Genomic DNA, 14385 nt, shown 5'->3' with positions numbered 1-14385 from the left:
AAAAAACAAAAACGTGAAACACTATAAAATACGCTATACTAAGCATTGAAAGGAGGTCTTTTTCATGTCCATTAATTTTCACGATGCAAATAATAAATACACATACGCACAGCGAAACGCCCATATTTCTTGGGACGAAATGATAAAGAGTATTACAAATATACAAAACAAGCAAATAATCGATATCGGCTGTGGTGGCGGTATTTATACGAAAGAACTTGCCCTTTTGGGAGCAAAAAGTGTTGTTGGGCTTGATTTTTCAAAAGAAATATTACAGGCCGCAAAAGAAAATTGTAGCGATTTTCCAAACATTTCTTTCATTCACGGTGATGCACATAGCGTCCCATATCCTAATGATACATTCGACATTGTTATTTCGCGCGCAGTTATTCATCATTTACAAGACATTCCTACATTTCTACGTGAAGCTTCTCGTATATTAAAGAAAAACGGTGTACTCATTGTACAAGATCGAACTATTGAAGATTGCATAATTCCTGGAAGCCCCGAACACATTCGTGGATATTTTTTCTCTATCTTTCCAAAACTTATTGAAATTGAATCAAAAAGACGTCCAAAAACCACCACGATACAACAAGAATTACAAAAATATTTTCTTCACGTGTTCCCTACTCAAACACAATGGGAAGTACGAAAAATACATGATTCTGTAGAGGCATTGCTACAAGATTTATCACCTCGAACAGGTCGATCCATTCTTTACGAATTAACAGATCATGAACTTTCTCAACTTCTACAACAGGTCCAGATCGCATTACAAAACACCTCTCCTATAATTGAAAGAGATCGGTGGACAATTTGGAGTGCCATGAAATTGTAAGGAAGGAAGCCTCACAAAATAATGTGAGGCTTCCTTCTTTCATAATCTACTTTTGCAACACTCTTGATACCCTCCACTTCTGGCCTGTGCACTTCCACACTTCGGACATACTAAATATCTAGACTGATTTGTCAACAAACTACCTTTTTGAAAGAGTAAAACTTCTGCTTGTTTAAACGAACGCGAATAATATAACCACATAAAACCAATTATAGCAATAATGCCAAATAATACTCCCATCGCAAGCATTTCAGTCACCTCTTTTGGTTTGTTCTTTCCAGCAAGTGGATTGATGTATTATTCTCTGTAAATTCAAACAATACCTTCTTTACTCCTGTAAATATCAACTTTCTCTATAAACTTTACAATTCTCTACAAAATTTTACTCCCTTTTTACAATTCACCATTCCTTTTACTACAACGAATATCACATTCGATATTTCTGCATATAAATATATCTTCCAAAAAAAATATTGACTTTCAAAAAAAAACATGCAACAATACTGTCAGAATACTTGAATAAAAATTCATTGACGAGAACGAGTACGTTATAGGACTGTCCCCCAGAGAGTTGGCGATTTGCTGAAAGCCAACGTTCAGTGCGTAGCGGAAAATCATCTCCGAGAAGTAGAACCGAATGTTACAGTAAGTTCTTACCGGCTGTCCCCCGTTACAAGGAACACGTATCATGTTGTACGTTGTAAAGCCGTATACATATAGACTCGTTTCTACATGTATAAATTAGGGTGGTATCGCGGGTAAATATAACTCGTCCCTTTCTTTAGGGACGAGTTTTTTGTGTTCTTACAAATGAATTTTAAAAAAGGAGGAAAAACAATGAACACTGTATCAAAAAAACATATTTTTTTCACGGGTCTTATGCTATTTTCTTTATTTTTTGGGGCAGGTAATTTAATTTTCCCTCCCATGCTTGGACAAAATGCAGGTGAAAACTTTTGGCCGGCAATGATTGGATTTTTACTAACAGGAGTCGGTTTACCATTATTAACTGTTATTGCAATTTCTTTATCAGGAAACGGTATGCAACAACTCGCAAGTCATGTCCACCCATTATTCGGAATTTTCTTTACTGTAGTTGTATACATCGCAATCGGTCCTTCTATGGGAATTCCACGCGTTGCAAATGTCGCTTATGAAATGGGTGTTAGTTCTTTCTTACCAGAAACAATTCGCTCTAGTAACCTAGCACTCTTTTTATACACGGTCATCTTCTTCGCTATCGTATTTTGGCTTAGTTTAAATCCATCTAAACTTGTCGATCGCATCGGAAATATATTAACACCTATTTTATTACTCTCTATTTTCTTATTATTTGTTAAAAGTGTATTTACACCACTCGGGCAATCAGGACCCGCAATGCAAGAGTATCAAACTTCTCCAATCTTCAAAGGCTTTATGGAAGGATACTTAACGATGGATACCATTTCTGCGCTTGCATTTGGAATTATCGTTGTAAATGCCATTCGCTCTAAAGGTGTGAAGGATCGTAAATCCATTGCCATCGCAACAGCGAAAGCAGGACTTATTGCCGCTACTGGTCTCGTACTTGTATATGGTGCACTTGGCTGGCTTGGTGCAACTAGTGTCTCTCTCGGATATGCAAAAAATGGCGGACAATTACTTACTGTTATCGTACAGCAATTATTCGGTCCATACGGTTTGCTTCTATTATCTCTAATCGTTACACTCGCTTGTTTAACGACATGTGTTGGACTTGTATCTGCATGTAGTCAATATTTCTCAACATTATTGACTACACTTTCATACAAAACGTTCGCTAGCATCATTTGTGCATTAGGATTATTAGTTGCCAACTTAGGTTTAACAAAAATTATTGCCATCTCTGTTCCAATTTTACTTGTTGTATATCCAATTGCAATTGTACTCGTTCTACTATCGTTACTGCATAAATATTTCGGTGGATATCGCTCTGTTTATATAGGTGCTTTAATTGGAGCAGCAATCGTAAGCATATTTGATGGATTAAAACAAGGTGGTATTTCAGTTTCATTTATCACACCATATTTTGAATTCATCCCTTTATATACGGAAGGAATAGGCTGGTTAATACCAGCATTAGCCGGAGCGCTTATCGGCCTTATAATCGCTAAGCTAAGCGGTGCGAAAAAAGTGCCCTTACTAACCGAATCTCATGAAGTAAAAGCATCCTAAAAAAACTCCCGAAAGGGAGTTTTTTTACATTTGATAAGCAGTATGATTAAAACTGCTTATTTTATACACTTTCGTATAATAGTCGATATTTGTATCCACTGTTTCTACTTTGACAACATCATAGCAATCTTCTTGTTTCACTAAAAATAAATAGTACTCTTCTGTCGCCTCGACAATTGCAATTTTATCTGTTTCAACATCATATTGTTCACAAAGCGCTTGTAATGCGTTCACATAATCCCCTAATTTTTTAGACTTATCCATGCCAAATATCGTTTGAACTAACATACACTCTCTCCCCTTTGTATGTACTGTTAACAACTCAATGATAACGCTTACATTTATTGGCGTCAATAAAAAGATTTGGAATCCCAATTGGTGCAAACTAATAATCAGTGGGATAACCCCCCACTGATTAAAGTTTCACTTTATCATTTCGTCAATTGGTGTCTAAACGCATAAATAACCGCCTGTGTCCGGTCACTTACATTTAGCTTATTTAATATATTACTCACATGTGTCTTTACTGTTTTGAGGGCAATAAATAATTCATCCGCAATCTCTTGATTACTTTTCCCCTCTGCAATTAATAACAAAATTTCAGACTCTCTATCTGTTAACTCCTCATGCAAAGGTTGTTCTTTCTTCTGACGCATACGAGACATCATTTTACCAGTAACTTTTGGCTCTAATACCGTTTCTCCATCATAAGTAGCTCGTACAGCGTCTGCTATATCACTCGCTCTTGATGTTTTTAATAAATAACTTGTCGCTCCCGCCTCAATAACAGGATACAATTTCTCATCATCTAAAAAGCTCGTTACAACTACAATTTTCGCTTCTGGCCATTCCTGAATAATTGCACGTGTTGCTTCAACCCCATCCATTTCATCCATGACAAGGTCCATCAAAATAATATCTGGTCTTAATTGCAAAGCTAACTCTGAACCTTTTCTTCCATTTTCAGCTTCTCCAACTACTTCAATATCTGGCTGCGTTGATAAATATGCCGATACACCCATTCGAACCATTTCATGATCATCAACTAGTAATACTTTTATCATGACTCTCCCCCTCTCTCAATTATAATCGGTACTTTCACTTCTATTTGTGTACCTTTATTTGGAAAACTAAGCACTTTTAATGTACCACCAATTTCATGAACTCGCTCTTGCATTGATCTTAATCCGTACGAACCAGCTTTATTAACCCCTACTTTAAAACCGACACCATCATCTATAATTTTCAATATTGCATATTGCTCAATTTTGCGTAGACGTACTTCCGTTTTCTTTGCCTTCGCATGCCGTAAAGTATTAGACAGCGCCTCTTGTACAATACGGAATAAGTGATCTTCTACACCTTTTTTTAATTGAATTGGTTCAATTAACCATTCAATTTTCATATGTTGCTTTCTAGACAGTTCTGTTAATAATTCTTCTATACCCTCTGTTAGTTTCTTACCTTCTAACTGCACTGGGCGTAAATGAAGAAGCAATGCTCTCATTTCTGATTGTGCATTTACAACCATATTTTCAACGAGCTGCAACTGCTTTTTCGTCGTTTCTGGAATTTCAGCTACTTGTTCATTAATAGCCGACATCATCATCGACATTGCAAAAAGCTGCTGACTTACAGAATCATGCAGCTCCCTCGCCAATCGATGCCTTTCCTGGGAAATCGCTTCTTGTCTCATCTCTTCATTCCAATGAGCTCGTTCATTCGTTACTTTTTGAAAGAGTCCAGCTTGCTCCTCTAATCGACGAGCCAGAACGATTACTTTTCGTTCCACTTCATGAAACTCATCATCTGCAGTAAATGAAACATCGCTCGGAAAATTCCCTCGCTCTACTTCAAATAGAAAAGTATTTAATCCTTGTATACGCTGCTCTATATAGTAACCGATTGCATATCCTACAATTCCCCCGATAAGTAAACTTGTAGTCATAATAAACAAGCCAATTGGAACAGAAGCGATGGATTCCTTCCATAATAAATCATACACTTGTTGCTCGCTTTTCCATACATATACAATTGTACAAATAAGTGCGATACTAACAGAGGACAACATAGAATAACGAATATACATCCACGAAATATTTTTTTGTTTTTTCATTATACTTTCCTCACTTCCGTATCGCCTACGACAAGCGAAGAAATAATTTTAATACGACGAGGAGCCTCTTTATACTGCTCTGTTTTAAATGTAACATTGCGATTAAACCCTGTCTCTTCATGACCTGGCAAGAGCACACGTCCGACAATAACAGAATGATTTAAAGACAGTTCAATATCATATGGCACATATAAACGAATATTACCAACGACACCTCGAATAACAATTACTGTCTCCCCTTCTGGGATCATAGCAGTTGTTAAATCTATTTCCACATCACAAGCACCATATTGAACATTAATATCCTCAAGTTCATAAATATGATCCATCATTCGTATATTCCCTACAAACATATTTTTTAAATATGGTTCTGTACGATATATTTGCTTCTCTTCGTCTATAATCCCTTTTTCTTTAATTTCAACCTTCATTGCTTTTTGCTGATGTCCTTGTTGAATCAGTTGATAACCAATTAAAGCTAAACAAGCAAATACGACAAGAACAAATGCTGCTGATGAAAATAAGAAGAATAAAAATACGATACCACCAACAAATAAAAATACATTTCCCCGTACGTAACGATTCTTTTTACGATAATGCCTTCCGAACATAAGCATAATAAATGCAAAAATGAGACCACCTGGTTCAAAATGTCCAAGTATCATATCAAGAAAAAGACCGAATCCAAATATGATGAGGAGCATCCCCATTAATTGTGTTTTTGAAAATTGTTTCTTCATTTCAGCTCCCCCCTTCTTGTTACATATACATAGAAGAAAAGGCATTGCTTTCCAACACCTTTTCTCCTATCACTATATCATAAGCCTGTTTTATAATATACTACTATTATTTTGTTAACTCTTTCGTTAACGATACATCATTCTTTTCTTTCATTTCACGTTCAAGCTTTGCAATCTTCATATCAAATGTGTCACGTTCATGCTCCTCATTCATACGAGTTTCTAAGTCGCGGATATGATCTTCAATTTCTTCAAAGCGTAAGAACGGATTATTCTCATCCATTTTATGCATAGCAGTATTCATACGACGATTTGCATGTGCCATATTTTCACGTGCCATTAATTCCATACGTTTCGCGTGCATTTCTTTTAATTTATTTTTCATCTCAGAAAGACGACGCTCCAACTCATCAATTTGCTCTACAACACCTGCATACATTTCTTCTAATCGAGTTACTTGCCCTTCATAATACGCTACTTCTTCTAACGCACGCTCATGTAGTTGTAATTCGCCTGCTTCTTGAGCAATGATAGCTTGCTTTGATCTTTTATTAACGAAATAACGTGCTTGCTCAAGCTCACGAGCAAAATTTGATTTTAATGTTTTATGGCGCTCAATTAACTTCTCAATTTTTGTTATTTCACGCTCACTATCGCGTAAATATTGATTTAACATCGCTATTGGATTTTTTCTTTCTTTCTCATCTAACACATTATGAAAATCTGCTAAAATTGCATCGCGTACACGTCCGAATAAAGTTTGTTTCATTATAATCTTCCTCTCTTCTACTTTATAAATTTGATTTTTATTAGTTTTTTATTAGTTTTTCATTAACTTGTTCCACTCATCTTCAAAGTTGCTATATGGTTTAGAACTTTCTGATGCAGAATCAACAACTACATTTTTTTCTTTTTTCCACTCACGGTATCCGTAGTATAAAACTACTAATGCTGCGATACCGATTAATGCTGGGGAGTGCGAAAGTGCAATGGATAAACCGATTAAACCAACAATACCCCAAGCTAACTTTCCAAAAAATGATTGTGCTCGCACAAATGATTTATAGCTCCAGTACACAACTCCTGCTCCGATTGCGAATCCTACAATACCAGCAAGGCTACCAAGAGCAATTAAAGCCAAAATACCGGCCGCGATAAACGCTAGAAATTGTTTCATCTTGTGCTTGCCTCCCTTCGATTTGATACTCTTATCTTAACTATTTTTTCATTTTTCCATAACGAGCTTAAGAACCGTTTTCGACTCAGACTTAAGACCGAGTTGCATTCAGCCTTTTGTAAAAACATACGGTAGGATAGGATGATTCACTCTTTTATCGCACATAAAAAGCCGTACAGAGAACATTCTCTGTACGGCTTTCGTTACTATTTCATAAACTTCATTTTACTTATGCTGTTTTATGATACTCTTTCTTTCCCGCTACTTTAGAAAACCTCGGGAAACCAATTAATATAGAAATGATTCCGCATACTCCAACTAAAATCGGATAAAACGCATATGGTAACAATTCAATCGGAGATAACGCTGCAAATCCTGCTGCAGTTAACATTTGCGCACCATACGGAATTAATCCTTGCACACAACACGAGAAAAGATCTAATACACTCGCTGATTTACGAGGATCAATTTCATATTGGTCTGCAATGTTTTTCGCAAGCGGACCTGTAAAGATAATAGAAATCGTATTATTCGCTGTACACATATTCGTCATACTCACTAATCCAGCAATACCGAACTCCGCTCCTTTTTTTGAACGAATGTTACGAGTTAAAATATTCATTAAATATTGAATACCACCATTATATTGAATCAGTTCGACCATACCACCAATTAAAATAGCAAGTAATACTAACTCCATCATACCGCCCATTCCAGTCGTTACACTTTTAAAGAAACTCTCTAACGTGTAGCTACCATCTAAAAGACCGATAACGCCGGATAGTACAGTTCCACCAGTTAACACAATAAGTACATTCCAACCCAGTAGCGCTGTAATAAGTACTCCTGCATACGGTAAAATCTTTATCCAGTCAAAGCTATGCGCTTTAATCTGCGTGTCGCTTCCTAAAGTAATGATTACTAATAGTACAATTGTAATAATAGCTGCCGGTAATACAATTAAAAAGTTCGTTTTAAACTTATCTTTCATTTCTGTTCCTTGCGAGCGTACAGCTGCGATTGTTGTATCTGAAATAAATGATAAATTATCACCAAACATCGCTCCGCCAACAACTGTCGCCATCGTAAGTGCAATTGAGATATCAGTTTGCCCACTAATACCTACAGCAATTGGTGCTAATGCAGCAATTGTTCCCATTGAAGTTCCCATCGCTAATGAAATAAATGCCCCTATAACAAAAATTCCAGCTACGATAAATCCTTGCGGTAAAATTGATAACGCTAAGTTAACTGTAGAATCAACGCCGCCCATCCCTTTTGCTGTTTCAGAGAACGCTCCTGCCAGTACAAAAATTAAAACCATAATCATAATATCTGGATTCCCTGCACCTTTAGCAAATCGTTCCACTTTTACATTAAAGCTTTCTTTACGATTCATTGCTAAAGCGACTCCTACAGCAATTGAAATCGCTATAAGTATCGGCAATTTATAGAAATCACCTGTAATAATTCCAGAACCAATAAATAGTGCCAAAAATATTCCAAGCGGTAATAAAGCTAAACCATTTCCTCTCGTTTCTTTCAAAGTATCATCTCTCCCTAGTTTTAAACCTTTTCTACTGAACAACAAAAGACCTCTTCCAACAAGAAGAGGTCTTATACATCTATAAGAAACGCTCTTCTCATCTTTCAAGCACATGCTTGCTGGATTTGGCACAGCACTCTGAAATCGAGTCCGCTGCCGAGGCATCGTAGGGCCAGTCCCTCCGCCTCTCTTTATAAGAAGGTTTCATATTTATTTTTTAATAATAATTTCTTCCCTAACTTTACTCGCTTACAAAACAAAAGTCAATTATTTTTTGTATAGATTTTTTTGGTAATTATGCAAAAATTTGAATACAATACTCATTTTAACTTTTTGATTTCTTCTTCCAATATTGAAATCCAATAAAATTCACTATTGTTTATTGCGGCTATTATCCATTTCGTAGTGCACCAAGCTAAATCATACTCTTCTTTTGTAACATCGGCACTTTTATAAGCATCCTCTAGCTCATCTTCATCGAGTACATACATCTTACCGTTCGGTAATAACACTACATCTAAATATAAATCATCAAAATACGGTAAACCACGGTCGTCTATTTTATATTCTTTCGTCACATCGATGTAATATTGCACTAATTTTTTCTGATCATCTAACATGGCTGTAATCGCAAAGTTTTTCCCGTTTATGAAATATTGAATCCACGTATACTGATTCCCTGCAATACAAAGTTCTTTCCCATCATATTCTTTATAACTAGGTTCCCTAACCTTTTTTATTTCCAGTATTCCTAGCATTCCCTCTTCTATTTGCTTAACCGTATAATCTTTCTCTATTAGTCGCTTCCACGAAGAACCGTCACCATATTTACGTTTCATTACGTCCGCTCCCCTTCTATATAGAAAAGCCCCCACATATTATGTGAGAGCTTGTTCAAATTATAATTTAAGCTGCTTGTTTATTGGAAATTTCCTCTAAATAAGCTTGTCCTTTTTCAGCGTCATACTGACCTTCCCACTTAGACATAACTACAGCTGCTAAAGAGTTACCTACAACGTTAACTGCTGTACGAGCCATATCTAAAATACGGTCAATACCAGCGATGAAGGCTAAACCTTCAGCTGGAATACCTACTGTACCAAGTGTTGCTAATAATACAACGAATGATACGCCCGGTACACCCGCAATACCTTTTGATGTAACCATTAATACAAGTAATAATGTAATTTGTTGTGTAATGGATAATTCAATACCGTACATTTGCGCTAAGAAAATTGCTGCAATTGCTTGATATAAAGTTGATCCATCTAAGTTAAATGAATAACCTGTCGGAATAACGAAAGATGTAATTGCTTTTGGGCAACCGAATTTTTCCATCTTCTCCATAATTTTCGGTAAAACTGTTTCTGAACTCGCTGTAGAGTATGCTAAGATCAGCTCGTCTTTTAAAATCTTAAAGAATTGGAAAATGTTAATTCCAAATAGTTTCGCTGTAAGTCCTAGTACGACTACAACGAAGAAAATCATCGCACCATATACAACTATGACTAGTTTCCCTAATGGAATTAATGAAGATAAGCCAAACGTCGAAACTGTTACACCAATTAATGCGAATACACCAAATGGTGCAAATTTCATAACTTGGTTAGTCACGTAAAACATCGCATCTGCTACACCTTGGAAAAATTGAAGAACCGGTCTCCCTCTTTCACCAATCGCCGCAACTCCTAAACCAAATAGTACAGAGAAGAAGATAATCGCAAGCATATCGCCCTCAACCAATGATTTCATAATATTCGTTGGAACGATATTCACAAATGTATCTGCAAACGAATGACTTTGTACTTGAGATGTTGTTTCTGCATATTTAGAAATATCAGTCTTTGTTAATTGATCCATATTCACGCCTTTTCCCGGTTGGAAAATATTCGCTATTAACAGACCAACAACAATTGCAAGTGTTGTAATAATTTCAAAGTAAATAATTGTTTTTCCGCCTAGTCGGCCTAACTTCTTAACATCGCCAACACCAGCAACCCCAACAACAATACTTGCTACAACAATCGGCACAACGATCATTTTAATTAATCGGATAAAAATATCACCAATTGGTTTTAGGTACCCTACAACTGTGCTATCGCCATAAAAAATTGCCCCAACCGCGATACCTAGGGCAAGTCCTATTAAAATTTGCCATGCAAGTCCTATTCTTTTCATACTTGTTGTAACCCCCTCTTCGATGTGTCACTCTATATCTCATTCTATCTCTATAAAACTTGAAATTAAGAGTATTACATATTATTCGACAATTCACTACATTTTGTCCCTGTTAAAAATCATAAATCAAAATTTAAAATCTGACAACAAAATAAGTTTGCCCGAATGCAAATAATTTTCTTGACAAAAACAAAACCCATGTCAGAAAACCTCACATGAGAACGATTCCTCACCAGTGTTTTATTGGTTTCCTAAATAACCTTTCATTATATAAAACAGCCTTCCATTTACCTTTATTTTACAAATTTAATCAAAACCAAATTTTTGTGGCACGCATAAAAAATGCAAACACATAACAATTAAGGCTAAAAAATGATAAATTCCGACAAAACTTAGCAAAATTATAAAATTTTCTTTACATTATGGTTACAATGATAGACACCCTTCTTCTTATGATATATAACATTCATAGGGAAAGGAGCCAGACAACCATGAAAAAGAAATTTGCAGCGTTCAGTGTTTTAGCAGCAGGAACGATTTTTGTTTCTCCGTTACTTTCACCTGCATACGCTGAAACGAATCAAGATAAATTATCTAATATTCAATCTGAATTAGAAGGAAAACAAAATGACTTACAAAATAAATCAGCCGAGAAAGAACAAATAGAAAAGGAAATTCAAGAATTACAAAAGAAAATCGACGATTTAACTACTTCTATTAATAAAAACGAAGCTGAATTAAACGATACAAAAAAAGAAATTAGTAAAACACAACAAGTTATTACTGAGAAAAAGAAACATATAGAGCAATTACAAACAAACATAGATACACGTCAGGAAGTTATTAAGCAACGTTTACAATCTATGCAAGAAAAACCTCGTACAAATATCATTACAGAGGTATTAACAAATTCTACAAACATTGCTGATCTTGTTGATAATATGTATTCTGTCAGTTTAATTTTAAACAACGATACTGATATTGTGAAAAAACAAACAACTGACCAAAATGCTGTGACGAAAGAAAAAGAGGCTGTCGAGAAAAAAGAGCAACAACTAAAAGAAGCTGAACAGAAATTAGTTCAAAAACAACAAGAGTTGCAAACAAATCAGCAGCAACAGCAAACCTTTATTAGCGATCTACATACGAAAGTAGCAAAAGTAGATTCAGAGATTGAAGGATTAGAAGAATCTAAAGGTATTTTAGAAAATCAGCGTCAAGCTGTTCAAAAAGCAATTGAAGAAGAAAAACGTGCCGAAGAGGCTCGTAAAGCTGAAGAAGCCCGCAAAGCTGAAGAAGCTCGGAAACAAGCTGCTACATCTGCCCAAACAACTCAAGCTGTTCAAGCAGCCCCAACACCACACGATACAAATATTGGCGGCTTTATTAAGCCAGCAGCTGGATCAAAAACTTCTGGGTTTGGCGTGCGCTCTATAGATAATCATAAAGGAATCGATATCGCAGCTTCGGGAACTGTTCCAATTATCGCTGCTGCAGATGGTGTTGTTATTCGCTCGGAACTATCATCTAGTTACGGAAACGTTGTGTACTTATCCCACCGTATAAACGGAAAAACATATACGACAGTATATGCTCATATGAGTAGCCGTTCTGTATCAAATGGACAAACTGTAAAACAAGGCACTCAACTTGGATTTATGGGTAATACTGGTCAATCATACGGACAACATTTACACTTTGAACTTCACCTTGGAGAATGGAATGTCGGCAAGACAAACGCAGTTGATCCATCTCCTTATATCGGATTATAAAAAACTCGGTGCATACCGAGTTTTTTATTTACACTTCACACAATATAGGCTTCCCACATAGACTATAACTAAATGCCTATAGTTTACGGGGTGATCGACTATGAATACACAATTACTACAAGAAATAGAAGAAGCTAGAGAAACTTACATTGGCCGGCTATTTACATTTGGCGGCTCCGCGTTATTTTTAATCGGCTCATTTCTCGCAGTCATCACAGCCTATAAAGCATATAATCGTTTATTAAATACACCTACAACATAATAAAAAGACGGAGAAATCTCCGTCTTTTTATTATGCAAACATTTTAAATACGCCTATCGCATTTAAAAATACAATAATTACAGTTACCGGAATAACATAACGAAGCAAGAAGAACCAAATATTAAATAATGTTTTCCCTTTCGTTTCCGTAACTTCTAATTCTTTCATTAATAACTCTTTACTCATTTTATTTGGTACAAACAATGAAATAGCCAGTACTCCTAGCGGCAACAATACGTTACTTACCGAGAAGTCGACTAAGTCAAAGAATGTTTTCCCGAATATTTTCACATCACTCATAATGCCAAACGATAAGGCTGATGGAATTCCAACTGCAAAAATAAGAATACCAATTAATAATGATGCTGACGGACGCTTTTTTTCATTGCCTTTCGCGACAGATGCTACTACAATTTCAAGCATGGAAATCGCAGATGTTAAAGTCGCAAAAAAGAATAAAACTAAAAACATAATGAAGAAAAATTGTCCCAATGGTATTTTCGCAAATACTGCTGGAAGGACGATAAACAGTAGTCCTGGCCCTTCAGTCGGCTTAACGCCTAATGCGAAAATCGCTGGGAAAATTGCTAATCCTGCCAGTACAGTAACAAAAATCGTTAAGCTTACAATAGATGTTGCTGATTTAGCTAAATGTTCTTCTTTCTTTAAATACGAGCTATACGTGACCATTACTGAGGCACCTACTGTTAGTGAGAAGAAAGATTGTCCCATCGCATATAAAATCGTATCTGCTGTCAGTTTTGAAAAATCTGGTTTTAAGAAGAATTCTACCCCAGCCATAGCACCATCAAGTGTTAACGCACGAACAATGATCGCAATAAATAAAATAAATAATAGCGGCATCATGTACTTACTTGCCTTCTCTATCCCTTTTTCTACTCCTTTACTTACGACAAAAATCGTGCAAAGCATAAAGAGAAATTGCGCTCCAATCGCACTTACTGGATTTGAAATCGTTTCACCAAACAATTGTCCATAATCAGCAACACCATTCCAGAAACTTCCTGTAACACTATAGTATAAGTATAGTAAGATCCATCCACCTACAACACTATAGAACGAGAGTACACTAAAACAAGTCACAACTCCCATGCGGCCAATCCAAGGATACAACTTGCTATTTGGCACTAATACTTTATACGCTGTAACTGCCTCTTTTTGCGTACTACGTCCAATAACAAATTCAGCTAAAAGAAGCGGCATACCTATAAATACAGTTAATAGTAAAAATACAAGGAAGAATGCGCCTCCTCCACCATTACCTGCAACATACGGAAATTTCCATATTGCACCAAGACCTACTGCGGCTCCGGCTGCTGCGAGTACAAAGCCTATTTTCGACGTCCATTGCTGTGTTTCTTTCATCATAAATTCTCCTTTTCTGAATATTTAAACTTTTACTAATTATACACTTTCATTTCATACTCGCACACCTCCTTTAGAAAATAAAAAAGTCCCCTACACGCAAATATGCATGTAGAGGACGATATATGTAATATAAATACCGTGGTACCACCTCAATTGGATTGATAAATCCCA

At 36.0% G+C, this 14385-nt stretch carries 15 protein-coding genes, 1 riboswitch and 2 other annotated features (1 of these 18 only partly in view); of the genes, 4 read left to right on the top strand and 11 right to left on the bottom strand.

Annotated elements, in window-relative coordinates:
* Positions 1-64 precede the first annotated feature (64 nt).
* Positions 65-841, top strand: a complete 777-nt coding sequence (locus KZZ19_RS07240) for a class I SAM-dependent methyltransferase (RefSeq protein WP_237980007.1) — start codon at positions 65-67, stop codon at positions 839-841.
* 39 nt (positions 842-880) lie between these two features.
* Here KZZ19_RS07240 and KZZ19_RS07235 read toward each other — a convergent pair whose 3' ends face one another.
* On the bottom strand, positions 881-1090 hold the full coding sequence (locus KZZ19_RS07235; protein WP_088095727.1) for a hypothetical protein: 210 nt from the start codon (positions 1088-1090) through the stop codon (positions 881-883).
* A 272-nt stretch (positions 1091-1362) separates the two neighbouring features.
* Positions 1363-1621, top strand: a binding site (T-box leader).
* Positions 1622-1678: 57 nt separating this feature from the next.
* On the opposite strand from KZZ19_RS07235, the gene brnQ3 reads away from it, so the two are divergent.
* The gene (gene brnQ3 / locus KZZ19_RS07230; protein WP_237980005.1) at positions 1679-3034 is read left to right on the top strand and encodes a branched-chain amino acid transport system II carrier protein BrnQ3; all 1356 of its coding nucleotides are present in this window, start codon (positions 1679-1681) and stop codon (positions 3032-3034) included.
* 24 nt (positions 3035-3058) lie between these two features.
* Here the strand turns inward: brnQ3 and KZZ19_RS07225 are convergent, their stop codons facing one another.
* From KZZ19_RS07225 to gltP, 9 genes are all read right to left on the bottom strand, one after another.
* On the bottom strand, positions 3059-3397 hold the full coding sequence (locus KZZ19_RS07225) for a DUF3922 domain-containing protein (protein WP_237980019.1): 339 nt from the start codon (positions 3395-3397) through the stop codon (positions 3059-3061).
* 68 nt (positions 3398-3465) lie between these two features.
* Positions 3466-4098, bottom strand: a complete 633-nt coding sequence (locus tag KZZ19_RS07220; RefSeq protein ID WP_237980004.1) for a response regulator — start codon at positions 4096-4098, stop codon at positions 3466-3468.
* Positions 4095-5150: a sensor histidine kinase gene (locus KZZ19_RS07215; protein ID WP_088095724.1), complete on the bottom strand. Its 1056-nt coding sequence runs from the start codon at positions 5148-5150 to the stop codon at positions 4095-4097. The genes KZZ19_RS07220 and KZZ19_RS07215 overlap by 4 nt, the downstream gene beginning before the upstream one ends.
* Positions 5150-5890 carry a cell wall-active antibiotics response protein LiaF gene (gene liaF, locus KZZ19_RS07210; RefSeq protein WP_088095723.1) on the bottom strand — a complete coding sequence of 247 codons (741 nt, stop codon included), beginning with the start codon at positions 5888-5890 and terminating at the stop codon, positions 5150-5152. The genes KZZ19_RS07215 and liaF overlap by 1 nt, the downstream gene beginning before the upstream one ends.
* A 106-nt stretch (positions 5891-5996) precedes the next feature.
* Positions 5997-6659, bottom strand: coding sequence for a PspA/IM30 family protein (locus KZZ19_RS07205; protein WP_088095722.1), 663 nt, complete (start codon positions 6657-6659; stop codon positions 5997-5999).
* A 51-nt stretch (positions 6660-6710) separates the two neighbouring features.
* Entirely contained in the window at positions 6711-7067 is a 357-nt protein-coding gene (locus tag KZZ19_RS07200; protein WP_088095721.1) for a flagellar basal body rod protein, read from the bottom strand.
* A 229-nt stretch (positions 7068-7296) separates the two neighbouring features.
* Entirely contained in the window at positions 7297-8613 is a 1317-nt protein-coding gene (locus tag KZZ19_RS07195; protein WP_237980018.1) for a Na+/H+ antiporter NhaC family protein, read from the bottom strand.
* 94 nt (positions 8614-8707) lie between these two features.
* Positions 8708-8813, bottom strand: a riboswitch (SAM riboswitch).
* A 120-nt stretch (positions 8814-8933) separates the two neighbouring features.
* Complete coding sequence (locus KZZ19_RS07190) at positions 8934-9452, bottom strand: DUF402 domain-containing protein (RefSeq protein WP_237980003.1); 519 nt, start codon at positions 9450-9452, stop codon at positions 8934-8936.
* Between the two features lie 67 nt (positions 9453-9519).
* Positions 9520-10791: a glutamate/aspartate:proton symporter GltP gene (gene gltP, locus KZZ19_RS07185; protein WP_088095719.1), complete on the bottom strand. Its 1272-nt coding sequence runs from the start codon at positions 10789-10791 to the stop codon at positions 9520-9522.
* 491 nt (positions 10792-11282) lie between these two features.
* On the opposite strand from gltP, the gene KZZ19_RS07180 reads away from it, so the two are divergent.
* Both KZZ19_RS07180 and KZZ19_RS07175 read left to right on the top strand, forming a co-directional pair.
* On the top strand, positions 11283-12563 hold the full coding sequence (locus KZZ19_RS07180; RefSeq protein WP_098343117.1) for a murein hydrolase activator EnvC family protein: 1281 nt from the start codon (positions 11283-11285) through the stop codon (positions 12561-12563).
* A gap of 100 nt (positions 12564-12663) precedes the next feature.
* Positions 12664-12825, top strand: coding sequence for a hypothetical protein (locus tag KZZ19_RS07175; protein WP_170930125.1), 162 nt, complete (start codon positions 12664-12666; stop codon positions 12823-12825).
* A 30-nt stretch (positions 12826-12855) separates the two neighbouring features.
* Here KZZ19_RS07175 and KZZ19_RS07170 read toward each other — a convergent pair whose 3' ends face one another.
* Positions 12856-14211, bottom strand: coding sequence for a sodium-dependent transporter (locus KZZ19_RS07170; RefSeq protein ID WP_140392396.1), 1356 nt, complete (start codon positions 14209-14211; stop codon positions 12856-12858).
* A gap of 111 nt (positions 14212-14322) precedes the next feature.
* Positions 14323-14385 (bottom strand) — a binding site (T-box leader) (it continues 186 nt past the right edge of the window).

The organism is Bacillus thuringiensis, assembly GCF_022095615.2.
GTDB classification, from domain to species: Bacteria; Bacillota; Bacilli; order Bacillales; family Bacillaceae_G; genus Bacillus_A; species Bacillus_A cereus_AG.
This window is presented reverse-complemented; position numbering and strand designations above follow the sequence as displayed.